Source organism: Pseudomonadales bacterium (assembly GCA_024234615.1).
Lineage (GTDB): Bacteria > Pseudomonadota > Gammaproteobacteria > Pseudomonadales > IMCC2047 > JAJFKB01.
This window is the reverse complement of the sequence record JACKNY010000001.1, coordinates 1,012,920-1,037,584: the sequence shown is the minus strand read 5'-3', so window position 1 is coordinate 1,037,584 and position 24,665 is coordinate 1,012,920. Positions and strand designations below refer to the sequence as shown.

Annotated in this window: 24 protein-coding genes; 15 read left to right on the top strand and 9 right to left on the bottom strand. The window is 47.8% G+C overall.

Annotated features, from left to right (window positions below; genetic code table 11):
* Positions 1–197: 197 nt before the first annotated feature.
* Positions 198–1,580: a sodium:proton antiporter NhaD gene (nhaD, locus tag H6995_04880; GenBank protein MCP5214324.1), complete on the top strand. Its 1,383-nt coding sequence runs from the start codon at positions 198–200 to the stop codon at positions 1,578–1,580.
* Positions 1,581–1,630: 50 nt separating this feature from the next.
* Here nhaD and H6995_04875 read toward each other — a convergent pair whose 3' ends face one another.
* The 4 genes from H6995_04875 to flgA form a co-directional block, all read right to left on the bottom strand.
* Positions 1,631–2,383 (bottom strand): flagellar brake protein, encoded by a 753-nt coding sequence (locus H6995_04875; protein MCP5214323.1) that lies wholly within the window; start codon positions 2,381–2,383, stop codon positions 1,631–1,633.
* 133 nt (positions 2,384–2,516) lie between these two features.
* Positions 2,517–2,996 carry a flagellar protein FlgN gene (locus tag H6995_04870; protein ID MCP5214322.1) on the bottom strand — a complete coding sequence of 160 codons (480 nt, stop codon included), beginning with the start codon at positions 2,994–2,996 and terminating at the stop codon, positions 2,517–2,519.
* A 53-nt stretch (positions 2,997–3,049) separates the two neighbouring features.
* Positions 3,050–3,355: a flagellar biosynthesis anti-sigma factor FlgM gene (gene flgM, locus H6995_04865; GenBank protein MCP5214321.1), complete on the bottom strand. Its 306-nt coding sequence runs from the start codon at positions 3,353–3,355 to the stop codon at positions 3,050–3,052.
* A gap of 152 nt (positions 3,356–3,507) precedes the next feature.
* Positions 3,508–4,239, bottom strand: a complete 732-nt coding sequence (gene flgA / locus H6995_04860; protein MCP5214320.1) for a flagellar basal body P-ring formation protein FlgA — start codon at positions 4,237–4,239, stop codon at positions 3,508–3,510.
* Positions 4,240–4,705: 466 nt separating this feature from the next.
* On the opposite strand from flgA, the gene flgB reads away from it, so the two are divergent.
* The 11 genes from flgB to flgL all read left to right on the top strand — a co-directional run bounded on the left by flgB (position 4,706) and on the right by flgL (position 14,933).
* On the top strand, positions 4,706–5,101 hold the full coding sequence (gene flgB / locus H6995_04855) for a flagellar basal body rod protein FlgB (protein MCP5214319.1): 396 nt from the start codon (positions 4,706–4,708) through the stop codon (positions 5,099–5,101).
* A gap of 3 nt (positions 5,102–5,104) precedes the next feature.
* Positions 5,105–5,536 carry a flagellar basal body rod protein FlgC gene (flgC, locus tag H6995_04850; GenBank protein ID MCP5214318.1) on the top strand — a complete coding sequence of 144 codons (432 nt, stop codon included), beginning with the start codon at positions 5,105–5,107 and terminating at the stop codon, positions 5,534–5,536.
* Positions 5,537–5,608: 72 nt separating this feature from the next.
* On the top strand, positions 5,609–6,280 hold the full coding sequence (locus tag H6995_04845; GenBank protein MCP5214317.1) for a flagellar hook assembly protein FlgD: 672 nt from the start codon (positions 5,609–5,611) through the stop codon (positions 6,278–6,280).
* Positions 6,281–6,303: 23 nt separating this feature from the next.
* Entirely contained in the window at positions 6,304–7,602 is a 1,299-nt protein-coding gene (flgE, locus tag H6995_04840; protein ID MCP5214316.1) for a flagellar hook protein FlgE, read from the top strand.
* A 44-nt stretch (positions 7,603–7,646) separates the two neighbouring features.
* The gene (locus H6995_04835; GenBank protein MCP5214315.1) at positions 7,647–8,384 is read left to right on the top strand and encodes a flagellar basal body rod protein FlgF; all 738 of its coding nucleotides are present in this window, start codon (positions 7,647–7,649) and stop codon (positions 8,382–8,384) included.
* 52 nt (positions 8,385–8,436) lie between these two features.
* Positions 8,437–9,222, top strand: a complete 786-nt coding sequence (flgG, locus tag H6995_04830) for a flagellar basal-body rod protein FlgG (protein ID MCP5214314.1) — start codon at positions 8,437–8,439, stop codon at positions 9,220–9,222.
* 14 nt (positions 9,223–9,236) lie between these two features.
* Positions 9,237–10,013, top strand: a complete 777-nt coding sequence (gene flgH / locus H6995_04825) for a flagellar basal body L-ring protein FlgH (GenBank protein MCP5214313.1) — start codon at positions 9,237–9,239, stop codon at positions 10,011–10,013.
* A 35-nt stretch (positions 10,014–10,048) separates the two neighbouring features.
* Positions 10,049–11,149, top strand: coding sequence for a flagellar basal body P-ring protein FlgI (locus H6995_04820; protein ID MCP5214312.1), 1,101 nt, complete (start codon positions 10,049–10,051; stop codon positions 11,147–11,149).
* Positions 11,149–11,532, top strand: a complete 384-nt coding sequence (locus tag H6995_04815) for a rod-binding protein (protein MCP5214311.1) — start codon at positions 11,149–11,151, stop codon at positions 11,530–11,532. The genes H6995_04820 and H6995_04815 overlap by 1 nt, the downstream gene beginning before the upstream one ends.
* A gap of 30 nt (positions 11,533–11,562) precedes the next feature.
* Complete coding sequence (gene flgK, locus H6995_04810) at positions 11,563–13,581, top strand: flagellar hook-associated protein FlgK (GenBank protein ID MCP5214310.1); 2,019 nt, start codon at positions 11,563–11,565, stop codon at positions 13,579–13,581.
* A 101-nt stretch (positions 13,582–13,682) separates the two neighbouring features.
* Positions 13,683–14,933, top strand: a complete 1,251-nt coding sequence (flgL, locus tag H6995_04805) for a flagellar hook-associated protein FlgL (GenBank protein MCP5214309.1) — start codon at positions 13,683–13,685, stop codon at positions 14,931–14,933.
* A gap of 81 nt (positions 14,934–15,014) precedes the next feature.
* Here the strand turns inward: flgL and H6995_04800 are convergent, their stop codons facing one another.
* The 5 genes from H6995_04800 to H6995_04780 all read right to left on the bottom strand — a co-directional run bounded on the left by H6995_04800 (position 15,015) and on the right by H6995_04780 (position 19,674).
* Complete coding sequence (locus H6995_04800; protein MCP5214308.1) at positions 15,015–15,341, bottom strand: hypothetical protein; 327 nt, start codon at positions 15,339–15,341, stop codon at positions 15,015–15,017.
* A 2-nt stretch (positions 15,342–15,343) separates the two neighbouring features.
* On the bottom strand, positions 15,344–15,766 hold the full coding sequence (gene fliS, locus H6995_04795; protein ID MCP5214307.1) for a flagellar export chaperone FliS: 423 nt from the start codon (positions 15,764–15,766) through the stop codon (positions 15,344–15,346).
* A gap of 21 nt (positions 15,767–15,787) precedes the next feature.
* A complete protein-coding gene (fliD, locus tag H6995_04790) occupies positions 15,788–17,224 on the bottom strand; it encodes a flagellar filament capping protein FliD (protein ID MCP5214306.1) in 1,437 nt (478 codons plus the stop codon).
* Positions 17,225–17,327: 103 nt separating this feature from the next.
* The gene (locus H6995_04785) at positions 17,328–17,708 is read right to left on the bottom strand and encodes a flagellar protein FlaG (GenBank protein MCP5214305.1); all 381 of its coding nucleotides are present in this window, start codon (positions 17,706–17,708) and stop codon (positions 17,328–17,330) included.
* 82 nt (positions 17,709–17,790) lie between these two features.
* Positions 17,791–19,674, bottom strand: a complete 1,884-nt coding sequence (locus H6995_04780) for a hypothetical protein (protein ID MCP5214304.1) — start codon at positions 19,672–19,674, stop codon at positions 17,791–17,793.
* A 203-nt stretch (positions 19,675–19,877) separates the two neighbouring features.
* Here H6995_04780 and H6995_04775 point away from each other — a divergent pair, with 203 nt between their 5' ends.
* From H6995_04775 to H6995_04765, 3 genes are all read left to right on the top strand, one after another.
* Entirely contained in the window at positions 19,878–20,483 is a 606-nt protein-coding gene (locus tag H6995_04775) for an alpha-ketoglutarate-dependent dioxygenase AlkB (protein MCP5214303.1), read from the top strand.
* Positions 20,484–20,615: 132 nt separating this feature from the next.
* Entirely contained in the window at positions 20,616–23,213 is a 2,598-nt protein-coding gene (gene alaS, locus H6995_04770; protein ID MCP5214302.1) for an alanine--tRNA ligase, read from the top strand.
* A 164-nt stretch (positions 23,214–23,377) separates the two neighbouring features.
* Complete coding sequence (locus tag H6995_04765; GenBank protein MCP5214301.1) at positions 23,378–24,610, top strand: aspartate kinase; 1,233 nt, start codon at positions 23,378–23,380, stop codon at positions 24,608–24,610.
* Positions 24,611–24,665: the final 55 nt, after the last annotated feature.

Below are 24,665 nucleotides of genomic sequence, written 5' to 3'. Positions count from 1 at the left end.
ATAGGTGGTGGCTCCCTCATTAGGATATATTTACGGCTTATTTCTGCCTTACAAAATACAGCAAGGATTTTCAGCCAAAGGCTTTCTTTTGTATGCTAGATTTTGGATTTTTTAACTATTTGTAAAAGGAAAATATCGTGAGATACGGGCTTTGGTTCTCGTTGTTCGGTTTACTTTTTGGTTGGTCAGATGCTTCAATGGCCTCAGAGACAGCTCAAACATTAAATCTTACATCCCACCCTGCCGGTTATTTTGCCCTCGTGATATTTGTCCTAGCCTATCTTTTGGTGATGACCGAAGAACTGACCCATTTACGGAAATCAAAACCTGTTTTGCTCGCGGCCGGTCTCATTTGGGCAGTTATCGCCTTGGTCTATGCAGAACATAATTTGCCCCATCTGGTAGAGGAAGCGGTTCGCCATAGTCTGCTCGAATATGCAGAGCTTATGCTGTTTTTATTGGTTGCCATGACGTATATCAGCGCGATGGAAGAGCGTAAGGTGTTTGACGCCCTGCGGTGCTGGCTGTTGCAACGGGGGTTTAGCTTCAGAGCACTATTTTGGATGACGGGTGTTTTATCCTTTTGTATTTCACCGGTGGCGGATAACCTGACCACAGCCTTGCTGATGTGCGCCGTAGTGTTAGCGATGGGTGGCAACAATCGAAAGTTTGTCAGCCTGGCCTGCATTAATATCGTGGTTGCCGCAAACGCCGGAGGTGCATTTAGCCCATTTGGTGATATTACGACCTTGATGGTTTGGCAAAAGGGTGTAATTGCCTTCCAGGACTTCTTTGTTTTATTTGTGCCCTCCTTGGTTAATTTCCTGATACCAGCCGCTATCATGCACTTTTTTATTCCTAATGAGCGGCCTTTAGCCAGTGCTGACAACATCGTAACAAAGCCTGGCGCGAAGCGTATCGTATTACTATTTCTTTGCACAATAGTGACCGCTGTTATCTTCCATTCAGCCTTAGGCTTACCTCCCGTCATAGGTATGTTGACGGGCCTTGCCTATCTCCAGTTTTTTGGTTATTACCTAAGTAAAACCTTACCGAAAGCTATTGCCAAGCAAAAAGCAATCGCGCGGGCAAATGGCGACGCTGTCTCCTTGGAAAGGCTGGGAGAAGCAGCACCATTCGACGTTTTTAGTGAGGTCGCCTCTGCCGAATGGGACACGCTTTTATTTTTTTGCGGTGTCGTACTCTGTGTCGGTGGCCTTGGTTATATGGGTTACTTGGCAATGATGTCGGAAGTGATGTATATACAGTTGGGAGCAACTCAGGCGAATATTTTGGTCGGCGTTCTTTCATCGGTTATAGACAACATTCCTGTGATGTTCGCGGTTTTGACAATGCAGCCTGAGATGTCCACTGGACAGTGGTTATTGGTAACAATGACTGCCGGAGTCGGAGGTAGTTTACTCTCCATAGGCTCTGCAGCTGGCGTGGCGCTGATGGGCCAAGCGCGAGGGCAATATACTTTTTTAAGCCACCTGAAATGGACACCTGTCATTGCACTGGGTTATGCCGCTAGTATTGCGGTCCACATGTGGATCAATGCATCGCTCTTTGTTAGCTAACTGGCCCGCTTTTAGTACCAGGAAACAAGCAGGTAAGATTTCCGTTACAATTATTTCGTCTCCAGACGGCGAGCTTCACGCTGTAGAAAATAAACAAACCGGTCAATGGGTTTTTGTGATGCTTTATCCAACCCTTCAAACTTAAAGCCACAGGTGGTTTCGCCCCAGTCGCGAACATAGCTGGCGTGCTTCAATGTAACCGGTACATTCAGAGTAAAATCATTGAAAAAGAAGCTACATTCCTCAAAGCTGTCGCCACGAATCAAGGCAGGTTTTATCTCGCCTTCAAAATTAATCCGACAGCCGCTAATGGATAAATCATAGAGCCTTCCAACCAGCATTTCGTCACGCTGTTTAGAACGGACAGCCACCTTAATTTGCAGCGCTCGCGCCACTGGCGCTCTGAATGCACTGCGGCGCTGCTGGTAGATCATTTCTTCAGGAAACTTTATTTTATAGAAAGCAATATCTGATTGGATGCCAGAGCCGGAAATAACGTTTGGTCGAAAAAAGAGGCTAACCCCGCCGTGGCTACCCCGAATAGAGAATGGCAGCTTACTCATGGCGAGCAAATGGCCGTCTTCAGGAGCGATCTCATCAATGATCATATAGGCTTCGTCCAGCTCAGTTCTCAGTATCAGGCTGGTATAATAACGCTCTCGGTTTTCGAACTTAATTGAGATTGGTGTTCTTGCTTTTTGTACAGCGCTAAGAATGCTAAAAATCTGATGTCTATCAGAAATCGTGCGGATTCCGATAACATCTTGGTTGTTGGTTTCAGCGATGTCGGATTCAATGACCATTGAGCCACCTGCAACTAATTGATTTTAATAATAAGTTTAGTTGGTGTCCGAAATTTTACCAGCCTAATGCTAGGGAGCCTCTAATTAATTCCTTAATATCTCTGCAAGTCTTCGGCGCGCCGGGCAATGGTTTTTAGACTTCCGCCAACGGATGGTGGCGGTTCACTGATTTGGCCTGCCCGTTCTCCGTATAAATCTTGCTTGCACCGCTATTGCCCTGAAGCAAGTTGAGCAGCACATCCACTTGCTGCCGTGAGCGATGAATAATTTTACCATTGATTAGGTTTTCGGCTTTGCAATTCTCTAGTTTTTCCTCCAAAACCTGCCATTTTTCAGCATATGATTTCGCTACATTTTGTGGCAAGGATTTGAAATAAGCTTGCACGCCACTGTCATCCGCCGACAGACCTTGGCTGACTAAGAGCTGGTTACGCTGCTGGCTGTTCTGCTCCAACAATGCCAATAGCTCAGTTTTTCGTGTAAGAATAGGTTGAGTCAGTGCAGCATTATTTTGAGATAAACTACTTCGTTCCTCCTGTAGCAGGAGAATAAGTTGGTCGAGTAGAATAGCTGCTTCCTGCATCAACGAGGAAAAGCGTTCCTGGTGAGTCATGGTCAATCTCCAGTCTGGTAGTGCTTAAGGGCAGCAACAAGATACTGCGACCTTTATTTAAACTCAAAATTGATAATATCCTGAGCTAGACTGAAGCTATCTATATCGAAATTTCCGCTGTTTATAGCATCGCGAATGGCATTCACACGGTCTTGGTCAACTTCGGGCAAACGGCTGATCGTAGCTTCCAGTTTGCTTAACAACTGCGCCTGTGTGCTTAGCTCAAAGTTATCGCTCGGCGCGTCGCTGGCGGCCTCTGCTACCGACTGAGTGTCTGCACCCACGGAATCCACGCGGCCCGATTTTTTTCCGGTACCGGTGGTGATCGTTGAGGTAAGCCCGTTTATTTCGTTAACCATCTCGTTTCTCTAGATTCCCCTAGTATGAATGCTATCGGCTGCGCCAAGAATAACTTTAGCAGAATTCAAGATAGCTGCGTCCTATATTATCAATATGCCTTGGTAATTCAAATTTTCAGTCTCGCGGCAATCAAGGGTGTACTTGGGCAGAATTAAATGGTGACCTGAACCAAGCCTTTTCGCTTTACTCTTGCCTTTACAATGCGCTTCGTTGCGCTGTTTTTAACACTGATTTGTTGACCAACACGGCCGTCGCTGAGCGCAACGCCAGGGCTCCTTACAGATAATGCCCCCTTGGTAGCGACGATCATTACCTCATCTCCTTTTTTTACCACCTTTGGTTCTTCAATCATCCTTGGTGTAATAACACCATTCATTGTTATCGAACGTTTCAATAGCTTGTTTGAGACTTGCTTGATTTGGGTGAAGTAGCCCTGCGTTAAGGACGACACTTCCTGCTCACTCAGCTGCAAATCGTTGTGCTCTAATAGCTTTCCGGCAGTGGCAGGAGCGCGAATAGTGACCACTTTCTTGAAGACCTGAATCGTCAGCGGAACATAGATAGTCCAGGGTGACGGACTTTTACACTCAACCTTGGCAGTCACACGCCCCAACAACTTGCCTGTACCTAAATCGACAGTGATGGGCGCTCCACAGTCGGCAAGACGCAGCCTTGGGTCAATTTGAGAAAGTTGGAAACTAACCCTTTGACCCGGCCGCTGCCGGATATGTTGAACTTCCAATTGTCGGGTTACTTCACCTTCCACCAATTGTTCGATGAGCTGTGGACTGGTGGTGCCCGATGAGAGAGAGGGAAGCCCCAGCAGTGCTAGCATTAGCGTGACTATTAAAGATGGGTAACCGCTTCCTTTTAGATATCGCATTGGCTTTGATAATTCTCGCTGAGCTTCATTCGCAAATTCTTTTACGCGCACTGGTGTTGGCAATGACGCCGAAAGCGGCAATATATTGGCGCTTTCTCTCCATAATTATTCATGCACTAGTGTAGAAGCAATATCCATGCCTATTAAAAAGCACCCTTTAAAACGATGCTGCTAAGCCGCTAAGTGCGCGCTAAACCGATGAGAGAGGTAAATCGGGACTTTCGATCATCGAAAAATTAGATTTCGAGAATATTGAATATTAACTCAAAAAAGCGGAAATAAACTGGCCAAAAGGCGGAAACGGCTTGCCGCTCTTATCCCATATCAAACCAACAAATCACGTAAGCATATGTTTTTAAATAAAAATAAAAGTTGGCACGCATTCTGCTTTTAGCTTCGGTGAGAAGAGTAAATACAGCCATCGAATGTAGATAGCTGAATAAGTCGATCAGTCACGAGAGCAACAATGCCAATTAACTTCGAATCAGCATTAGGAATACATGACCAAGCTCTGGCGTTGCATAGCCGTCGAGCGGAAATTCTGGCTAACAATATTGCGAACACGGACACGCCTGGATTCAAGGCCCGTGATCTCAATTTTAGTGAGCTACTCAACAGTGAAATTAAGCAGAACATAAAGCTAGCCGCGACCAATAGCCAACATATTTCGACAGCAACCCGTTCCATCGGAAATGAACAATTACAGTATCGCGTGCCAATGCAGCCCTCGCTAGATGGCAATACAGTAGAGCTGCAGATAGAACAGGCTGAGTTCGCCAAAAACGCTTTACGATTTCAAACCAGCATTACCTTTCTTAGTGGTAAATTTCAGGGCCTGAGCAAGGCTATCAAAGGAGAATAATCTATGTCGCTCTCAAATATTTTTGATGTTGCCGGATCCGGCATGACAGCGCAGACAATCAGACTAAATACAATCTCCAGCAATATTGCCAACGCCGAAAGCGTGAGCAGCAGTACTGGGGAAACCTATCGGGCAAGGCATCCTGTGTTCTCGGTGATTAAGGCGCAGTTCGATGATTTTGACTTTAGCAACCAGGGGGATGCTGGCAGCGGTGTGCGAGTCGATGCCATCGTCGAGAGTCAATCGCCGTTGCGCCAACAGTATCAACCAGATCATCCGATGGCAAATAAAGAAGGTTTCGTGTTCTACCCCAACGTTAATGTGGTCGAGGAAATGGCGGATATGATTTCTGCATCGCGCTCGTTTGAAACCAATATAGAAATGATGAACACCGCCAAGCAGTTGACGCAGCGAATACTGACCTTAGGGCAGTAACTCTCGTGATAAAAATAAAAGCCTTTTGAATACATAAAATACTAAAGACCTTTGTTGTGGAAGGATCAACTCATGAATGAAACCAGCGGCATCTCAACCCAATCAATCATTGATCAGGTAAATCAACGCTCGCAAACGGATAAAAGCGATAGTGGGGAATCGGATTTTCTTAAATTGCTGGTGGCACAGTTGAATAACCAGAACCCACTTTCGCCACAGGATAATGGCGAATTTCTCTCGCAACTCGCTCAGTTCAGTACGGTTGAGGGAGTAGAAAAGCTTAACCTCACCATGGAGAAATTCAGCTCCAGCATGCTTTCTAGCCAAGCATTGCAGGCAACCGCCCTAGTTGGGCGTAGCGTTTTGATTCCCAGCGATACCGGCCGTCTTAATTCAGGATCAGCACTGACGGGTATGGTTGAGTTACCTGCCAGTACCGGAAATCTGGCGCTCAAAATATATAACGAATCGGGCGAACTGGTACGGCAGTTACCCTTGGGCGCCCATGGCGCGGGTACGGTTAAATTCAGTTGGGATGGCATAGGCTCCAATGGGCAGGCAATGCCATCCGGTTATTATCGCATAACCGCTGACGCTAACCTGGGTGAGCAGTCTGAACAACTTGCGACTCGGGTCAACGCGAATGTCGATAGCGTTACCATGGGGCAATCGGGCGGCGTCATTCTTAATCTCGAAGGAGCACTGGGGTCAGTGGCTCTGAACGACATACTACAAATTAATTAATGGTTGAAAAATAGGAGAATATCATGGCATTTAATACCGCAATTTCAGGTTTACGAGCCGCCAGCTCCGATCTTAATGTTATCGGCAACAATATCGCCAACGCGAGCACGACGGGGTTTAAATCCTCGGTAGCTGAGTTCGCCGATGTCTACGCCTCATCGGTTGTCGGCGGCGGTCAAAACTCCGCTGGTAGCGGGGTGTTGTTAGCAGATGTGGCGCAGCAATTCAGTCAGGGAAACATTTCCTTTACTAATAATGCGCTGGATTTGGCCATTAATGGCACCGGCTTTTTTATCACCAGTGCGCAGGGTGAGCGAGGCTATACACGTTCAGGTTTGTTCAGCTTGGACCGTGAAGGCTATATCATCAGTAATAATGGTGCAAATTTACAGGGGTTTTCTAGTACTGGGGCGGGAGGCTTGGATAGTGATCTTTCAAATATGCAGATTCAGACCGGCAACCTTGAACCCATTCGTACCACAGAAATAAGAAGCCTGCTCAACCTGGATGCCTCAGCTTTACCGCCTACGACAGCACCTTTCGATCCGCAAAATACCGATACTTTTAATAATGCGACCTCAATCAGCGTGTTCGATAGTCAGGGTAACTCGCATGTAATGACACAGTATTTTGTCAAGGAAGCAGCGTTAAATACCTGGACGATGAATGTCAAAATTGACGATCAGGATATTGGCCCAGGCTCTCCAGCCACACTGCAGTCATATACTTTGGTATTCAATGATGATGGTACGCTCAGCACCACTCAACCATTAGCGGCAGTCACTAATTGGACCCCTGTCAATGCCAGCGGCAACCCCAATGGTTCCGCTGTAGGAGATGGGGCGCTGACCGCTTTTCCCTTTCCCGACCCTCTCACCAGTTCTAACTTTGTGATAAACCTTACCGGTACGACTCAGTTTGGTGGCGCGTTTTCGGTCAATGATCTGACCCAGAATGGATTTGCACAGGGTCGTTTGGCTGGTATTGATATCTCAGCGGACGGCTCATTATTCGCACGTTATACCAATGGCCAATCACGTAGTTTGGGCAAAGTGGCGTTAGCGGCTTTCAATAACGAGCAAGGATTATCACCTCAGGGCAACTCCTCCTGGGCGGAGACCTTTGAATCGGGATCGCCTAAAGTAGGCGTGCCATCGACGGCTGCGCTGGGTGTAATTCAGTCAGGCGCTTTGGAAGACTCAAACGTCGAGTTGTCGGAAGAACTTGTGGCGCTGATTGTGGCGCAACGAAATTTTCAGGCCAATGCAAAAACCATTGAGACCGAATCTGCAGTGACTCAATCAATCATCAGTCTCCGTTAATCGATTCGTCGTTAGCTCACTAGGGTATTGAGGATTTAGCTGAAATGGATAGATCACTTTATATTGCCATGACTGGCGCTGGACAGAATATGTTGGCGACAGCAGTGCATGCGAACAACCTTGCCAATGTCTCCACGACGGGGTTTAGAGGCGATTTTGCACAGGCTAAGGCAATGCCCGTCTTCGGCGGTTTAGCCAGCCGAGCCTATGCACTTACCGAAACACCGGCTACTGACATGGCTCCGGGTACGCTCCAAGAGAGTGGTCGTGACCTAGATGTTGCGATTAACGGCGAAGGCTGGATCGCAGTGCAAGCACCGGATGGTTCCGAGGCATATACCCGCGCTGGTGATTTAAGAATCGATACTAGCGGGCTACTGCTTACCGGCAGCGGCTTGCCGGTGATGGGCAATGGTGCTCCCATTTCTTTGCCACCAGCGCAATCAGTCAATATCGGTATTGATGGCACAGTTTCCGTCAGGCCCTTGGGAGCCAGTGCTCAGGAAATTGCTGAGGTCGATAGAATCAAGCTGGTTAAGCCGGAACCCCGCCAGTTGTTTAAGGGTGAAGATGGGCTAATGCACAGCCGTGATGGCGCGCCAATATTGGCGGACGCCAATGTCCGGCTCGAATCCGGCTTTCTGGAAAGCAGCAACGTCAACGCAATCTCTGCACTCACAGATCTTATTTCGTTATCCCGTCAATTCGAAATGCAGATTAAGTTAATGAAAACAGCCGAACGTAATGCGCAAGCATCGGCACAACTTTTGCAGTTTAGTTAATAGGCTAGGTTAATAGACGCGTGTTTTAGGCAGCCGTTTTGGAGTAAACAATATGTTAGCATCGCTTTGGATTAGTAAAACAGGTTTAAGCGCACAAGATACCGCTCTAGCCACCATTTCTAACAACCTGGCTAACGTCAGTACTACTGGCTTTAAACGTGACAGAGCTGTATTTCAGGATCTCCTGTACCAAGTAGAACGCCAGCCGGGAGCACAATCATCCCAGTCGGATGAGCTACCGTCAGGATTACAAATAGGTACCGGTGTACGCACCGTTGCAACCCAGAAAATACACACTAAAGGGAATTTTCAAGTCACAGAACAACCCTTGGATTTAGCCGTTAATGGCCGAGGATTCTTCCAAGTATTAACACCAGACGGAACTATTGCCTATACCCGTGATGGTCAATTTCAAACCAACTCTGATGGCCAAATCGTGACGTCGATTGGTCTGCCGTTGGAGCCAGCTATTACCATCCCCGCGGACACTATTCAGCTAACCATTGGTAGCGATGGTGTGGTTAGCGCGACCGTTGCCGGTCAAACAGCGCCAACGCAAATCGGTGACCTTCAGTTAGCTGATTTTATTAACCCCGCGGGATTACAGGCGATCGGCGGTAACCTGTTTCGTGAGACTCAGGCGAGCGGCACACCAACCATTGGTACGGCGGGCTTAGATGGTTTGGGGACATTGGAACAGGGTGTACTAGAGGGCTCTAATGTCAGCGTTGTAGAAGAATTGGTCAACCTGATTACGACACAGCGCGCGTACGAAATGAATACCAAGGTAATTGCAGCATCTGATCAAATGCTGCAATTCGTTGGACAAACACTGTAGTTGAGTGATCTGCCATGAAACCTACTAGAACTTACCAGTCCGCCGCTTCAAGTGGAGCATTCGGTAAACAACCTCACCCTGCCACCAGAACGATTCTGCAGGCTTGGTTACAGAATTTGGTGGTATTCGGGGTGTTGGGATTATTGGTCAGTGGTTGTTCTATGCTACCGACTGAGCCGAAACCGAATGACCCCGCTTATGCACCAGTCGAGCCTTCCGCCCTGGAAGCAGCGCGCTTGATTAACGGTTCTATTTACCAAGCCCCCTTACCTCGCGCTTACAGTCAGGCGACCTTTTTTGAGGATCGTACAGCGCGTAATGTTGGCGATATATTGACGATTAGTTTAGTAGAAAGCACTACCGCGAAAAAAGAAGCGGATACGGAAATCAAGAAAGATTCCACATTAACCGCACCAGAACCGACACTGTTTCAGCGCTTCACGGACTTGGGGCTGGAAACTAGCGCAAGCAATAAGCTAAATTTTAAAGGTGAAACCGATAGCGACCAGAAAAATAGTTTACAGGGCAGTATTAGCGTTACGGTCATTGATGTGTTGCCAAACGGTGTACTAAAAGTACGCGGTGAAAAATGGATGACCTTGAATAAGGGTGATGAATATATCCGAATCAGCGGACTGGTGAGGCCGGAAGATATCGCACCTGACAATACCGTGGCTTCGATTAAGCTCGCCGATGCGCGCATTGCCTATAGTCAAACGGGAACCTTGGCGCACGCCAATGGCATGGGTTGGTTTTCGAAGTTCTTTAACAGTCCGCTGTGGCCTTTTTAATCAAACCGGCCCAATGTTGCAGAAAGAGGTTTAGGATGAAAAATTATGGTTTGCTGATTATGAGTCTTGTCTTCGGATTGACCTGCCAATGGGCACAGGCGGATCGGCTCAAAGATATCAGCTCGGTAGCTGGCGTACGCACCAATCAGCTGATTGGCTATGGTTTGGTCGTTGGTCTTGATGGCACGGGCGACAAAACCCCTTTTACCAAGCAAACCTTTCGTAACATGATGGCGCAGTTCGGCGTGATTATCCCAGCCAATATTGACCCAAAGTCAAAAAATGTTGCCGCCGTGACCGTACACGCCGTGCTACCCTCCTTTGCTAAACCAGGCCAGACCATTGACGTTACCGTTTCCTCCTTAGGCGATGCAAAAAGTCTGCGAGGCGGTTCCCTACTCATGACACCGTTAAAAGGTTTGGATAATCAGGTTTACGCAATTTCTCAGGGCAATTTGGTCGTTGGTGGGTTTGGCGCCGACGGCGCCGATGGCTCCAGAATTACGGTTAACGTACCCAGTGTTGGCCGCATACCCAACGGGGCGACGGTGGAGCGTTCAGTACCCAATGCCTTTGCTCACGGCGATAGCCTTACCTTCAATTTGAATAGCCCAGATTTTACCACCGCAAAACGGGTCTCCGATAAGATGAATCTGCTATTAGGGCCTGATACGGCACAGGCACTTGACGCGACGTCCATCCGGGTCAGCGCCCCCCGCGATGCCGGGCAACGAGTGGCGTTCCTGTCTGTTCTGGAAAACCTTGAGGTCACGCCGGGAGAAGCCACCGCAAAAATCATTATTAATTCACGTACCGGCACGATCGTCATCGGCAAACACGTACTGGTGAGCCCGGCAGCGGTTACTCATGGCAGCTTAACCGTTACCATCACGGAAGATTTTGATGTGAGTCAGCCCAATGCTCTGTCTGAGGGTGGCACAACGCAAGTAACGCCGCAGACTAATATTGAAATTAATCAGGAGGCAAACCGCATGTTCGTGTTCAATCCCGGTACCTCACTAGATGCTATCGTGCAGGCGGTGAATCAGGTCGGTGCCGCTCCCGGTGATTTGATGGCAATTTTAGAAGCACTCAAGCAAGCCGGTGCGCTCAATGCTGATATCGTGGTGATCTAATGGATAATCTGGCTCTGCGTACTCACAACCCGTTACAACAGGCGCAGATATATACTGATTTTGTCGGCCTGGATAAGCTGCGCGGTGAGGCGAAAACCAATAGCAGCGAGGCACTAAAACAAATTGCAGGACAGTTTGAATCCATTTTTATCGGGATTGCGCTTAAAAGTATGCGTAGCGCTAATGAGGCATTTGCAAAAGACAACCCGTTCAACAGTCAGGAGTCACGGCTATATCGCGATATGCTGGATAACCAGCTTAGCCTCACCTTAACACAAGGTAAAGGTATTGGTTTGGCAACTACGATCGTTAAGCAGCTAAGCGCCTATTTGCCGGAAAACCAAAAGTCAGCAGCGCTACCCAAGGTGGACATTAGTCTTTAAGTAACAGCCTCTAAATAACGGAAGAGTAGTATGCCAAGTATACTGGATATTGGACTATCGGGTTTAACAGCGCACCAACGATCGTTGGCGGTGACCGGGCACAATATTGCCAACGCGTCGACCGAGGGTTTCAGTCGCCAATCCAGTGTGGTGCAGGCTCGCACTGCTGATTTTCTCGGGGGCTCTTCTTTTGGTACTGGCGTAGAGGTCACCGGTGTTCGCCGTAGCGTCAATGATTTCTTTATCAACCAGTTACGCAGTGATATCTCGGCGTTTAGTTATTCTGACAGTTTACGTGCGCAGCTGGATCAGCTGGATGCCATTTTTTCTGGCGTTAGCACAGGCCTTGCCGCTAACCAGGAACGATTTTTTAGTGCTTTGCAAGCGGCGAACGATGATCCAACCTCCATCACCGCACGTCAGGTATTTCTGGATGAGGCACAAAGTCTGGTAAAGAAATTTGAAACGCTCTCAAATCAGTTATCCGATAAAGGAAAATCACTGAATCAATTAATCGTTACAACCACTGGAGAGATCAGCGGATTAGCCAACCAAATTGCGCAAATCAATGTAGCCATTATTGAAAAATCCGGTGGTGGTAATATCGGTGAACTTCCTAATGATCTCTTGGATGAACGTGATAGATTGTTGGCTCAACTGGCAGAGTTAGTGGATATACGTACCACTCCCCAAGTGGATGGCGCTATCAATGTATTTATTGGCACAGGACAAGCACTGGTGGTAGGCGGCGAAGCGATGCAGTTGGTGACGCAGGCATCTTCATTTAATGCTGAAGTACCGGAACTTGCCATCAGAACGAAGACGGCAACGGTTGGACTAAATAATGCGATCAGTGGCGGTGTTCTTGGGGCAATGCTCGTTACCCGAGATAAGGTAGTTGGCGATACCGCAAACGAGCTTGGCCGGATTGCTATCGCCATCGCCGACACTGTTAATCAGCAGCACCAGTTGGGCATGGATCTCGATGGGAATCTCGGTGGGAATTTTTTCAATGACGTTAATAGCCCCAGCGCAGTGCTATTACGCACCAAAGCATCCGGCAATAATTCGCTACCACAGGACCAGATGGTGCAGGTCAGCATCGATAACATTAATGCGCTGAAGGTAAGTGATTATCGGGTAACCTTTACCTCGCCAACAACCTATGTGCTGACTCGTCTTAGCGATCAAAAAACCAATGCAGCGATTGATCCCAGCTTGACGGGGACCATCGGTGCCTTGCCGGCGACGTTACAGTTTGATGGCTTATCTGTGGTGCTTGATCGAACCTCAGGTAACTTTGCGACCGGCGACAGCTTTCTGTTGCAGCCCACCAAAAATGGCGCATCGGATATCGGTATAGCGATTGAGCGGCCACAGGAGATCGCACTGGCGTCGCCAATACGAACCAGCTCGAATATTAATAATCAAGGTACGGGGGCGATCGGCCCAGGGCTGGTGACCGATACAAACGTGGCGCTCTTTACCACCACACCGGGGCAGCTCAGCCCTCCTTTGCTCGTGCGTTTCACCAGCGCCACAACCTATGACATTCTTGACAATAGCGGTGGCACGCCGGTGGCGCTGGCACCACCACAAACGGGATTAACTTTCCCGCCGGTGCCCGCTAATGCCTTAATACCCTCAAGTTTTGGTGTGCAGCTTGAGATAACCGGACAGCCGCAGGCCGGGGATACCTTTACGCTCGATTTTAACAGTAATGGCTATCAGGATAGCCGTAATGGTTTGGCAATGAATACCTTCCAAACAACACGGGTTTTGGATAATGGCGCCACCACTCTACAGGGCGCCTATGGTCTGCTCATCCAAAATGTGGGTACCCAAGCAAACCAGGCGCGCTTGAATACAGATGCAGGAAAGACTTTGTTAGAACAGTCCCAAGCGAGGCGGGATTCAGTTTCAGCCGTGAACTTGGATGAAGAAGCCGCCAACCTGATAGAGCTTGAGCAAGCATACAACGCATCGGCGCAGGTAATAAATATCGCCATTTCTATTTTCGATACGCTACTAGGTGCGGTTCGACGCTAATTAAACGGGCTATATCGGTAGAGGAAAACAAAGATTATTGATCAAGCTGTGAAGGTGCTTCAAACAGTTAAAATAATACGGTTAACCAATTAGGCAATACGATGCGCTTATCAACACAACAAATATTTTTAACCAGCCTGAATGGCGTTCTCAATGGCCAGAGTAAACTTGTCGATTTGCAACAGCAGATCTCTTCCGGTAAAAAAATTGAGACACCGGCGGATGATCCGATTGCTTCTTCACAGGTGATTGCCGTCAATCAGCACATCTCCCTGACCCAGCAATATAGCAATAACGCGTCGCTGGCCGAAGGCCGGTTACACTTTGAAGAGTCTGCTCTCAATAGTATTGAAGATGTGCTTCAGCGCGTACGCCAGTTAACCGTTCAGGCCGGCGATGGCGCACTCGCTTTGCAAGATAGTAAGGCCATTTCAGTTGAAATAAAACAACGTCTGGAACAGCTAGTCAACTTGGCAAACTCTCGCGACAGCAACGATCAGTTTATATTCGGCGGCTTTCAATCGGGGCAATCCCCCATCACCAAAGGGAGCACCGGAGGCTATAACTATCAAGGCGATGAGGGCCAACTTTTTATCAAAGTTGCAGACAATACCAATGTTGCTGTTTCCGATTCCGGTAAGTCGCTCTTCATGGATATCGATGAGCCCCTCAATTTTAGTGCAACCCCGAACGGCGGCAATACCGGGTCTGTCGTCGTAAGCGATCAAGCCGTGCTGAATCAAAAAAGTTTCGAGTCGTTTCATCCCGATGGTGCCACTATCACTTTTGATACAACCGGGCCTATCACTACCTACACAGTAACCCGAATTTCTGATGGCGGCGTAATTTCCGGAGGCGACCCTGCAGCGCCCCTATCGAATGTGCCCTATGTCGCTGGTGAGGCCTTAACGTTCGAAGGGATGCATATTGAATTAAGTGGTGCCCCTGCTAACGGTGATAGCGTCAATGTGACCAGCCTTGTTGCCACAAAACTGGATGTGTTCTCGGCTATTGAAAAGCTAGCCATTGGGTTAGAAGGAAGCTCTGCCACACCCCTGACTCAATTAGGATTATCAGAATTGGTTGCCGATTCATTAATCAGCCTGGATAGCGCACTGGACAATGTACTCCAGACTGAAGCGCAAATTGGTAGCCGCTTAAATGTGATCGACGATGCCGTGGCAGTCAATGAGAATATTAAGTTAATCGGACAGCAGACTTTGTCTGATTTAGAAGATATTGATTACGCAGATGTTTTGAGCAAGCTATCACTACAAAGTTTTATTCTGGAAGCCACACAGAGTAGTTTCGTCAAAATCACTAACCTTTCCCTGTTTAATTTCCTGCGTTAAGTGCTTAAAATCGGATAAAACTGGCTCGTTTTGATTTAGCTTTAGTTAAATAGCTGCAAGAGTATAGGGTTCGAAAGTTCCTTAGCTTTGATAAGCCCTGACAGCGCTAGCGCCAGTCTGTAGGTTCTTCAGAATACCTCGTGCTTGCTCTTGTCCCCGGCGGGCGATACCAAGCACCTGTTCATCCATCGCCATGATTTGTTTGATTTGATCCTGAATACGTAGTGCATTTTCGACCGTGAGTGGTTTTGAGAAATATTCACGAATCAGTTTATCGCGATACTGCGCTTGTAGAGGCAAATCAGTCCACCGCGCTTCCTGCGCGGCATCAACTAATTCTTGGCTGGCCAGGAGAATAGCACGCCATTTTAATTCCAACGCCAATTTGCTAGAAGATTGTACTGTCATCTTTAGATTGCCGCCGCAGACACAGCGGCTTGATTGTTATGAAATTCAGTAGGAATGCCATCCCATCCGGTTTTAATTTCACGTAATAGCGCAATCACTTCATCCACGATTTCCATATTGTTATTTACACTTGCCTCCGTCAAACGACGCACCATGTAGTCATAGAGCGCATCTAAATTGGATGAAATCTGACCACCGGATTCCATGTCCAAGCAACCTTGTAGGCCACTGATAATATCAATACTTTTTCCAAGCAGCTCACCTTTGCCCGCAAAGTCCTTGCGTTCGATGCAGCCTTTGGCGCTGGATAAACGTGATAAAGCACCGTTAATCAGCATAGCAATAAGTTGATGAGGGTTTGCGTCGACGATACCAGACTGGGTGTTAACACTTTGGTACTGTTTTATCGCTCGGCGATCATTCATCGAATTCTCCAAATAGAATTATTAATTGTTTGAGGTATTGCCAGTGACGATACGGTTAGTATTCGCCAACTGTTGTGTTAAAAATTCACTGGTCGAGTTTAATTGGCCTAATAAAATATCCAAAGCGGCAAACTGTTGCCGGGTTCTTGCCTCTATGGTGGCAAGTTTTTGGTCCAACGCGACACGGTCAGCTGAGATTTCCTTCAACGTAGCATCAAAACCATCTTCTCTTACACTGATGATGCCCGTGGTGGAGAGAAAGCCTGTCGTCAAATCATCCAGTTGTTTGGCTAAGCCATTGGTACCGGCGAAAAACTCACCAATATCATTGAAGTTGGTTTCCAAGGCGCTATTCAACATGGTTTGATCCAGTTCCAATTTACCCTTTTCTCCGGTAGTGATACCTAATTGAGAGAGGTTGGTATAGGCGCCACTGCCGTCACTTATGGAGCCATAGAGTATTCTTTCCAGTTGTCGTTCAGCTGTACGAATTGTCGCATCGCCATTGAGTAGCCCTGCTTCGCCTGTGGCGGCGTTATAGTCTGATAATAAGTTGAAGGTATCTTTGAGGGCATTAAAGACAGTAACGAAAGAGGAAACCTTGCCTTGAATCGCGGTTTTGTTGAGAGCGACCGTGAGTGTCTCAGGAGGGTTATTGATCGGATCGACAGATTGCTTTAACGCGCTAATCGTAACCCCTTGGATGGCATCCTTAAATTCATTCGTAGAACTGCTGACGGTAAAACCATCGACAGTAATTTTACCATCGGTGGCGGCAGTTAATTCAGTTAAACGATTATTACCATTACCTGCCTGAAAAAATAACTGTGATAAGCCTGCCGCGTCATCATGAGTACCGTCATCATCAAGTACAGTAATTTCTATGGCGTTGCTAGCCCCTGTATTGATTGTGCTAATCACTAATTTGGATTCGCTACCACCGTTCCCGTCATCAACGGTGAGGATATTCGCTGAGACTTTTTCCCCGGCGCTAGAATTATTGATAGCGTCTTTGATGGCGCTGACAGAACCCGTGGGGATATTGATATTATAAGAACTGCCGCCAGCTTCGATAGTGATCGAGCCCGTGCCGACAATGCTATCCGGTGTCTCAAAAGCCGTTGTGGTCAGCTTATGGGCGGCGGCCAAGTTGAGTACATTAATGTTTGTCGTGCCAACGGAAGCCGTGCTATCGGCAGTAGCAGTAAATGTGTCCGGGTCGCTAGAAGTGGTCGAGCGATCTTGAAATTCAGAAAGAGTTTTAAGGTCTTTGAGTGTCGTTTGGAAATCCGATAATGCACTCTTGAAAGAGCCGAATGCAGAAATCGAAGCCTGAGTTTCTGCTTCTTTCAGATCAAGGCGATTGGTGGTAGGCCCACGTTCCGCCTGAATCAGTTTTTCCAGAATTGAATTGAGTTCCAATCCCGATCCAATACCCAATGATGTGACTGACGCCATAATTAAGCCTGCTTATCTGGTTAAACCTGCATAGTGTCTTGTCTAATAAAACACCTGTTAGTCAATAACTATGCAGGTTTCTTGCCAGCTACTGCGCAAGGGTCTAGATATTTATTTTAACGAGCAAACCTTCGCTTACCTGGGCCGCAATCGCCTCTGAAATGCGCTGCATTTCTTCGGAAGGTATTTCGCGTATCAGCTCATCGGTTTGGGCATCATAAACTTCAATAATTGTGCGCCCAGAAGATTCAGAAACACTAAAGTGAATGCTGCGCTGAATATTCTGTACAAAATTATTGACGTTATTAACTACGACTTCCAGTTCCTGTTGGTTTGGCTCATTGGTTTGAGCTTGAACAGTTGACGACGAAATGGAATCTATCGTCGGTTTTACTGCTGCATCCTTGCCTGCCGCTTCCCGGGTTTGTGATCCCTGAACCTGGTTAGAAGATAGCGAGGTAGCATTGTTAATTTGAATCGCCATAACGTGCACCTATCTAAAATATGGTTTGTAGATGAAGCCAAAGCATCCTAACTTTGGCTTCAAGCCTACTAACGCCTCGGGCTTACTGCAGCAAAGATAGTACTTGCTGAGGTAAAGCATTGGCCTGGGCCAGAATCGAGATACCCGCCTGTTGCAGAATGGTCGCACGAGTCAGATTTGCCGTTTCCGCAGCAAAATCTGCATCCAAAATCCGAGACCGCGCAGCACTAAGGTTTTCAGCGGTAGTGCTCAGGTTGGCAATGGTGGATTCAAAACGGGTTTGAACCGCACCTAGGCCAGCGCGAATACTATTTACTTGACTGAGTGCGCCGTCGAGAATCGAAATGGCATTGTTAGCACCCGTAACGGTTGAAATGTTCACGGTATTGAGCTTAGACAGTGCCGGGGACGCACTGGATAAACCGGCAAAGGCCAGATCAGCACCACCCAGAGTAAAGTTGGAAGCCGAGCTCAAAGTCAGCGTACCACGGGTGGTTTTACCATCCGCATCATCTGCTGGAACAACACCGGGTGTGGTTATTGCTGAAGTGATAGCAGCAGCATTCGTGGCCACCTCAACTGGAACAGCACCTCCAGCAGTCACTGTGTTAATACCTAAAACATTTGACGTCAATGTCAGCGTAGTGGCAGTCGTACCGCTGGTATCCACAGTGCTGCGGCCGGCCGCAACCTCCGCATCAATTGCTGCTTCAAGTGCGGTGATTGCTGCGCCATGAGCAGCCCCGCTAGCAAGCACTACAGCGACATTACCGGATGTCACATTAGCCGCATCAGTTACAAATTGATAGGTTTGACCGCCAATGACAATTGTGTCGCCAGTACCTGCCGTGTCACCGGTAACAACACCTGTTCCAGCTGGTGCGCTAGCAGCGCTTGAAACGTTTGCATCAAAAGTGAGTGTTACAACTTCATTAACCGTCGCCCCTACACCGTCCGAAGCATCCAAACCGGTGGCGTTTTGAATATTTTGAATAGCGACCTGCCTAGTTGCCGCATCTGTACCACTAGTGGTCAATGTGATATCTCTACCGTCTGCTGCGGTTAAGGTCAAAGCACCAGTGCTTGAATCGGCAGTTGCAGTAACGCCTGTTTGAGTACTAACGGCATTAATAGCGTCACGCGCGTTACGACCCTGAGTGATGGCGCTTGTGCTGGAAGCAACCGAGCCCACAGAAATACCGTTGATCACCAACTCTCCATTGCTAAGGCCAACACCCACCAAGGGTGCGCTGCCAGTAACTGAATTAGTTGCCGTTGCAGTAACACCGGTTTGGTTGGTGACGGCATTAATAGCGGTTGCTTTTGCCGCTGCACTGGCTGCAGTAACGCCAGCGGCTGATGTTTGTGCCGAAACACCGACTTCTATACCATTGATAGTGAGTCCATCGCCATCAAAAGCGCTGCTTGAGACCGCAGAGCTGGTTACCTGAAACGCACCTAAAATATCGGTTGTCGCACCGGCGACAGAAAAATTAATAGTTTGGTTCGCATTGGCCCCTACTTGGAATTGAGCGGATGAAAATGATCCATCCAGAATATTCGTGCCGTTAAATTGCGTGGTTTGACCAACACGGTCGATTTCAGCCAATAATTGCTGAACTTCCGCATTCAGTGCGGCCCGGTCTGAAGCTGAGTTGGTGGAGTTAGCGGACTGCAAGGCCAGTTGACGAATACGTTGCAGCGAATCACCACTTGCATCAAGCGCACCTTCAGCGGTTTGCGCCAGAGAGATACCGTCATTGGCGTTACGAACCGCTTGGTTCAAACCGTTAATTTGGGTGGTGAATCGTGAAGAAATTGCTAAGCCTGCAGCGTCATCCTTAGCGCTGTTGATACGCAAACCGGACGACAACCGCTCCAGCGAAGTATTCAACTGACTTTGAGAAGAGTTTAAATTTCTTTGCGCGTTAAGAGATGCAATATTGGTATTAATTACCTGTGCCATTTTAATGCTCCTTCTTTCTTACGGTCTTCTGCTCCTGTTAGTTTGAGTTAGGAGCGACCGATGAAAGTGGTTGATGAAAAGGCGATAAAATCGCCCTGCCAAACTGTTATCGACGTCAGGAGGGGAAACTTTAATAAAAAATATCAGTATGAGCGGATAGTTTTTGGTAGGGATTACAGCGCCAAATTGGTAGGCTACCAACTATGTATATAACAACGCCAATTACGACTGAAAATATCCCTGTGGAAAACGGGGCACTCACGCTTTTGCAGGGTGTTTTTCCCGAGTGGGAATCACAAAAACTGTTTGTACGGTTGCTCGATGAAATCAGCTGGCAACAACCTCTTATCCACGTTGCCGGAAAAAAACTGAGAATTCCTCGCCTGCAAGCCTGGCACGGAGATACTAAGGCTCGATACCATTACTCTGGGCTGTCGCTCGACCCAGTCGCATGGACAGAATTATTATTGCTGATTAAGACGCGGGTGGAGCAGGTTTCGAATACTGTATTCAACAGCCTGTTGCTGAACCGATATCGCGACGGTCGGGACAGTGTTGGTTGGCATAGTGATGATGAAGTGGAGTTGGGAAGAAACCCCACTATTGCATCGCTTAGCCTGGGTGCAACCAGATCATTTCGATTGCAGCATAAAAACCGACCGGAATTAAAAGTAAAGTTGGAATTGCAACAGGGTTCAGTATTAGTGATGGCAGACGAGCTGCAGCACCATTGGCGGCACCAGTTGCCAAAAACGCAAAAACCTGTGGGAGAGCGGGTAAACCTCACCTTCCGAAGAATTTATGCCTAAAGCTTGATTAAAATCCCTATTCGGGAAGTTGAAAGCAAATATTTTTGCTGAAAAATTGGATTAGCTCGATATACTGGCTCTCCTGAAAATAACGCGAAACCCTAATATAAATAACCTTTGAACAGACTCGCTATGAAAACCGCCGTCATCAGAAAATTATTTTTAGATTATTTCGAAAGCCAGCAACATGAAGTAGTCGCCAGCAGTTCGTTAGTGCCGGGCAACGACCCTACCCTGCTATTTACCAATGCCGGGATGGTGCAGTTCAAAGATGTGTTTCTGGGCAAAGACAAACGCAATTACGTGCGTGCGACCAGTTCACAGCGCTGCGTGCGCGCCGGCGGCAAGCACAATGATTTGGAAAACGTCGGCTATACGGCACGTCACCACACCTTTTTTGAAATGCTGGGCAACTTTAGTTTCGGTGATTACTTTAAAAAAGAAGCCATAGAGTTCGCCTGGGACTTTTTGACCAATGTGCTCAAATTACCGCAGGAAAAGCTATGGGTGACCGTCTATAAAGATGACACGGAGGCGGAAGCCATTTGGTTAAAAGAATTAGGCGTGTCCGCCGAGCGCTTTTCTCGGCTTGGAGAGAAAGATAATTTCTGGTCGATGGGCGATACCGGCCCCTGTGGACCTTGCTCGGAAATATTTTACGATCACGGCCCAGATGTCGCTGGCGGTCCACCAGGTAGCCCGGAAGAAGATGGTGATCGCTATATCGAAATCTGGAACCTGGTATTTATGCAGTATGACCGTTCCGCTGATGGTACTTTGGCACCCCTGCCGAAACCTTCAGTTGATACCGGCATGGGGCTGGAGCGCATTGCGGCTGTGATGCAGTCTGTACACAACAATTACGAAATTGACCTGTTTCAAAAACTGCTGCAAGCCGCCGCGGATATTGCTGGATTGGGTCAGCTAGCGAATACTTCATTGCGGGTCATAGCGGATCATATTCGTTCCTGTAGCTTCTTAATTGCTGATGGCGTTGTTCCCTCCAACGAAGGTCGTGGCTACGTATTACGCCGCATTATCCGCCGTGCAGTTCGGCACGGTAACAAGCTGGGTATTAACAAACCCTTCTTCCATCAACTAGTCAGGCCATTAGCGGCCGAGATGGGCGAAGCTTACCCCGAGCTTATAAAGATGCAGGCTCAAGTAGAAAAGATTTTGTTACAAGAAGAGGAGCAATTCGCCAAAACCTTAGATCAAGGTCTGCGTATTCTGGAGCAAGATTTGGAAAACCTGGCGGGCACACAAATTCCGGGAGATACTGCTTTCCGCCTCTACGACACCTATGGTTTTCCGGTCGACTTAACCGCCGATATTGCACGTGAGCGTGGTCTTAGCGTTGATATGGAGAGTTTTGAAAAAGCAATGTCAGCGCAGCGAGCGCGAGCGCGGGCGGCCAGCCAGTTTGATGTAGACTTGCGCAGTGATCTGGCGCTTGAAGGAGTGACAAGTTTTTCTGGCTATGAACACTTATCCGGCCACGCTCAAGTGCAATCTCTCATTCTCAACGGTGAAAATGTGGCACGGCTCCAGGCTGGCGACAAAGCAATGGTGCAGTTAGATCAGACCCCCTTCTATGCTGAGTCAGGCGGCCAGGTAGGTGATACCGGGCTGTTGAGCTGGCCCGAAGGCTCCTTTCGAGTGGACGACACCACCAAACAAGGCGATGTATTTTTACACCGAGGTGAAGTGCTGGACGGCGAGCTGCGCATAGGCAGTACAATCAACGCCGAAGTGGATCATGTCAAACGTAAAGCGACCGCACTGAATCATTCAGCAACCCATATTCTGCACTCGGCTCTACGCCAAGTGCTGGGTGACCATGTGGCGCAGAAAGGCTCTTTGGTTGACCCCGAAAGGCTAAGGTTCGATTTTTCTCACTTTGAAGCAATGACCGCAGACCAGGTTAATCAAGTTGAAGCTATAGTCAATCAACAGATACAAGCGAATACTCCGGTGGAAACGCAGGTAATGGCATTGGATGACGCCATGGAAAAAGGTGTGATGGCGCTATTTGGAGAAAAGTATGGCGAGAAAGTTCGTGTGCTGTCCATGGGAGACGGTTTTTCGGTAGAACTCTGTGGAGGAACTCATGCGGCCCGAACTGGCGATATCGGCCTGTTTAAAATTGTCTCGGAAAGCGGTATTGCGGCAGGTGTACGCCGGATAGAAGCTATTACAGCCCAGAGTGCTTTAACTTACCAAAATGAAACGGAACAAAACCTACAGGCGGTAGCCAATTTAGTCAAAGGCTCGCGTGACGGCACGGTCGAAAAAGTTCGTCACTTAGTCGCCAAAAATAAACAGCTTGAAAAGGAAATTGCTGAGCTAAAAGCTAAGCTTGCCGGCAGTGCTGGCAGCGATTTAGCGTCGCAGGCACTGGATATTCAAGGAATAAAGGTGTTAACACACGCATTCAATGGCATTGATAATAAATCGTTACTGAGCACCATGGATCAGCTAAAATCAAAGCTTGGCACTGCAGTTGTCGTTTTAGCTGGCGTCAATGGCGATAAAATAAGTCTAGTAGCGGGTGTCACCAAAGATACCACTGACCGGATAAAAGCCGGAGAGCTGGTAAATTTGGTAGCCCAACAAGTTGGTGGTAAAGGAGGCGGCAGGCCAGACCTGGCCCAGGCGGGTGGAAATAACCCTTCAGCATTGCCTAAGGCCTTAGCTAGCGTTGTTGACTGGGTAGAGCAGAGACTGTAGAACGCTATGCCAGACAAATATCGACTCTTGTAATTAATTGGCTAACTAGTAATCATTTACCACTGCTTCGAATAAAATCAATTTATTGAACAATTTATGTTCAAATTAGATAGCATTTGTTGTTAAATGCTGCCTTTTAATTTTGCTGTAAAATACAACTTAATATGGCACTTTACGTACAAAAATTCGGCGGCACCTCAGTAGGCTCAATTGAGCGTATCCAAGCTGTCGCCGATAAAATTATTAAATTCCGACAGGATGGGCATGATATCGTGGTCGTGGTGTCTGCTATGAGCGGAGAAACCAATCGGCTCATTGAGCTTGCCAAAGCCATCGACTCGGATCCATCAGCGCGAGAGCTGGATGTCTTGGTATCCACCGGGGAGCAGGTTACTATTGCCCTGCTCAGCATGGCACTCAATAAAAAAGGCTGCGCCGCCCGTTCCTATACCGGCGGCCAGGTAAAAATTCTCACCGATAATGTATATTCGAAAGCGCGTATACTGTCCATCGATGAAGAAAATATGCGAAAAGACCTGGAGGCGGGGCGTGTTGTTGTCGTCGCTGGTTTCCAGGGGGTCGACGAAGAAGGTAACATCACGACTTTAGGACGCGGCGGTTCAGATACCTCCGCTGTGGCATTGGCGGCTGCGTTAAAAGCCGATGAGTGCCAAATATATACCGATGTGGACGGTGTCTACACAACGGACCCCCGAGTGGTCGACAAAGCACGCAGATTGGATTGCATTACCTTTGAAGAAATGCTTGAAATGGCGAGCCTCGGTTCTAAAGTTTTACAGATTAGATCAGTAGAGTTTGCCGGGAAATACAACGTGCCGTTACGCGTACTCTCTAGTTTTGAGGATGGCCCAGGCACACTGATAACATTAGAGGATAATGATACGATGGAACAACCCATTGTTTCCGGAATTGCTTTTAATCGTGATGAAGCCAAACTTACGGCGCTGGGTGTGGCCGATGTACCGGGCGTGGCAGCGCAAATAATTGGCCCCATCAGCGATGCGAATATCGAAGTCGATATGATTATCCAAAATACGGCGCGGGATAAATCAACGGATTTCACCTTTACCGTTCATCGAAATGATTATGAGCGCGCCAAAAAGATTCTTGAGCAACAAGTCACTAGATTAAATATTCGTGAAATTATTGGTGACGATACCATCGCCAAGGTGTCTATTGTTGGAGTTGGCATGAGATCACATGCTGGCGTTGCAAGTAAAATGTTTCGGTGCCTCGCTGCAGAAGCAATAAATGTACAGTTGATTTCTACCTCGGAAATTAAAATTTCGGTAGTCATTAATGAGAAGTATTTGGAGTTGGCGGTAAGAGCGCTACATAGTGCTTTTGGCTTGGATGCTATGGAAACGGATAAATAGGCTAAAATTACGGAAATTAGGTGATCGAATAATTTTATTACGTATAACCGATGTA

Excerpts from the sequence above, each read along its gene's own strand:
- nhaD (MCP5214324.1), top strand. The coding sequence starts at position 198 with ATGGCCTCAGAGACAGCTCAAACATTAAATCTTACATCCCACCCTGCC.
- H6995_04875 (MCP5214323.1), bottom strand. The coding sequence starts at position 2,383 with ATGGTCATTGAATCCGACATCGCTGAAACCAACAACCAAGATGTTATC.
- H6995_04870 (MCP5214322.1), bottom strand. The coding sequence starts at position 2,996 with ATGACTCACCAGGAACGCTTTTCCTCGTTGATGCAGGAAGCAGCTATT.
- flgM (MCP5214321.1), bottom strand. The coding sequence starts at position 3,355 with ATGGTTAACGAAATAAACGGGCTTACCTCAACGATCACCACCGGTACC.
- flgA (MCP5214320.1), bottom strand. The coding sequence starts at position 4,239 with ATGCGATATCTAAAAGGAAGCGGTTACCCATCTTTAATAGTCACGCTA.
- flgB (MCP5214319.1), top strand. The coding sequence starts at position 4,706 with ATGCCAATTAACTTCGAATCAGCATTAGGAATACATGACCAAGCTCTG.
- flgC (MCP5214318.1), top strand. The coding sequence starts at position 5,105 with ATGTCGCTCTCAAATATTTTTGATGTTGCCGGATCCGGCATGACAGCG.
- H6995_04845 (MCP5214317.1), top strand. The coding sequence starts at position 5,609 with ATGAATGAAACCAGCGGCATCTCAACCCAATCAATCATTGATCAGGTA.
- flgE (MCP5214316.1), top strand. The coding sequence starts at position 6,304 with ATGGCATTTAATACCGCAATTTCAGGTTTACGAGCCGCCAGCTCCGAT.
- H6995_04835 (MCP5214315.1), top strand. The coding sequence starts at position 7,647 with ATGGATAGATCACTTTATATTGCCATGACTGGCGCTGGACAGAATATG.
- flgG (MCP5214314.1), top strand. The coding sequence starts at position 8,437 with ATGTTAGCATCGCTTTGGATTAGTAAAACAGGTTTAAGCGCACAAGAT.
- flgH (MCP5214313.1), top strand. The coding sequence starts at position 9,237 with ATGAAACCTACTAGAACTTACCAGTCCGCCGCTTCAAGTGGAGCATTC.
- H6995_04820 (MCP5214312.1), top strand. The coding sequence starts at position 10,049 with ATGAAAAATTATGGTTTGCTGATTATGAGTCTTGTCTTCGGATTGACC.
- H6995_04815 (MCP5214311.1), top strand. The coding sequence starts at position 11,149 with ATGGATAATCTGGCTCTGCGTACTCACAACCCGTTACAACAGGCGCAG.
- flgK (MCP5214310.1), top strand. The coding sequence starts at position 11,563 with ATGCCAAGTATACTGGATATTGGACTATCGGGTTTAACAGCGCACCAA.
- flgL (MCP5214309.1), top strand. The coding sequence starts at position 13,683 with ATGCGCTTATCAACACAACAAATATTTTTAACCAGCCTGAATGGCGTT.
- H6995_04800 (MCP5214308.1), bottom strand. The coding sequence starts at position 15,341 with ATGACAGTACAATCTTCTAGCAAATTGGCGTTGGAATTAAAATGGCGT.
- fliS (MCP5214307.1), bottom strand. The coding sequence starts at position 15,766 with ATGAATGATCGCCGAGCGATAAAACAGTACCAAAGTGTTAACACCCAG.
- fliD (MCP5214306.1), bottom strand. The coding sequence starts at position 17,224 with ATGGCGTCAGTCACATCATTGGGTATTGGATCGGGATTGGAACTCAAT.
- H6995_04785 (MCP5214305.1), bottom strand. The coding sequence starts at position 17,708 with ATGGCGATTCAAATTAACAATGCTACCTCGCTATCTTCTAACCAGGTT.
- H6995_04780 (MCP5214304.1), bottom strand. The coding sequence starts at position 19,674 with ATGGCACAGGTAATTAATACCAATATTGCATCTCTTAACGCGCAAAGA.
- H6995_04775 (MCP5214303.1), top strand. The coding sequence starts at position 19,878 with ATGTATATAACAACGCCAATTACGACTGAAAATATCCCTGTGGAAAAC.
- alaS (MCP5214302.1), top strand. The coding sequence starts at position 20,616 with ATGAAAACCGCCGTCATCAGAAAATTATTTTTAGATTATTTCGAAAGC.
- H6995_04765 (MCP5214301.1), top strand. The coding sequence starts at position 23,378 with ATGGCACTTTACGTACAAAAATTCGGCGGCACCTCAGTAGGCTCAATT.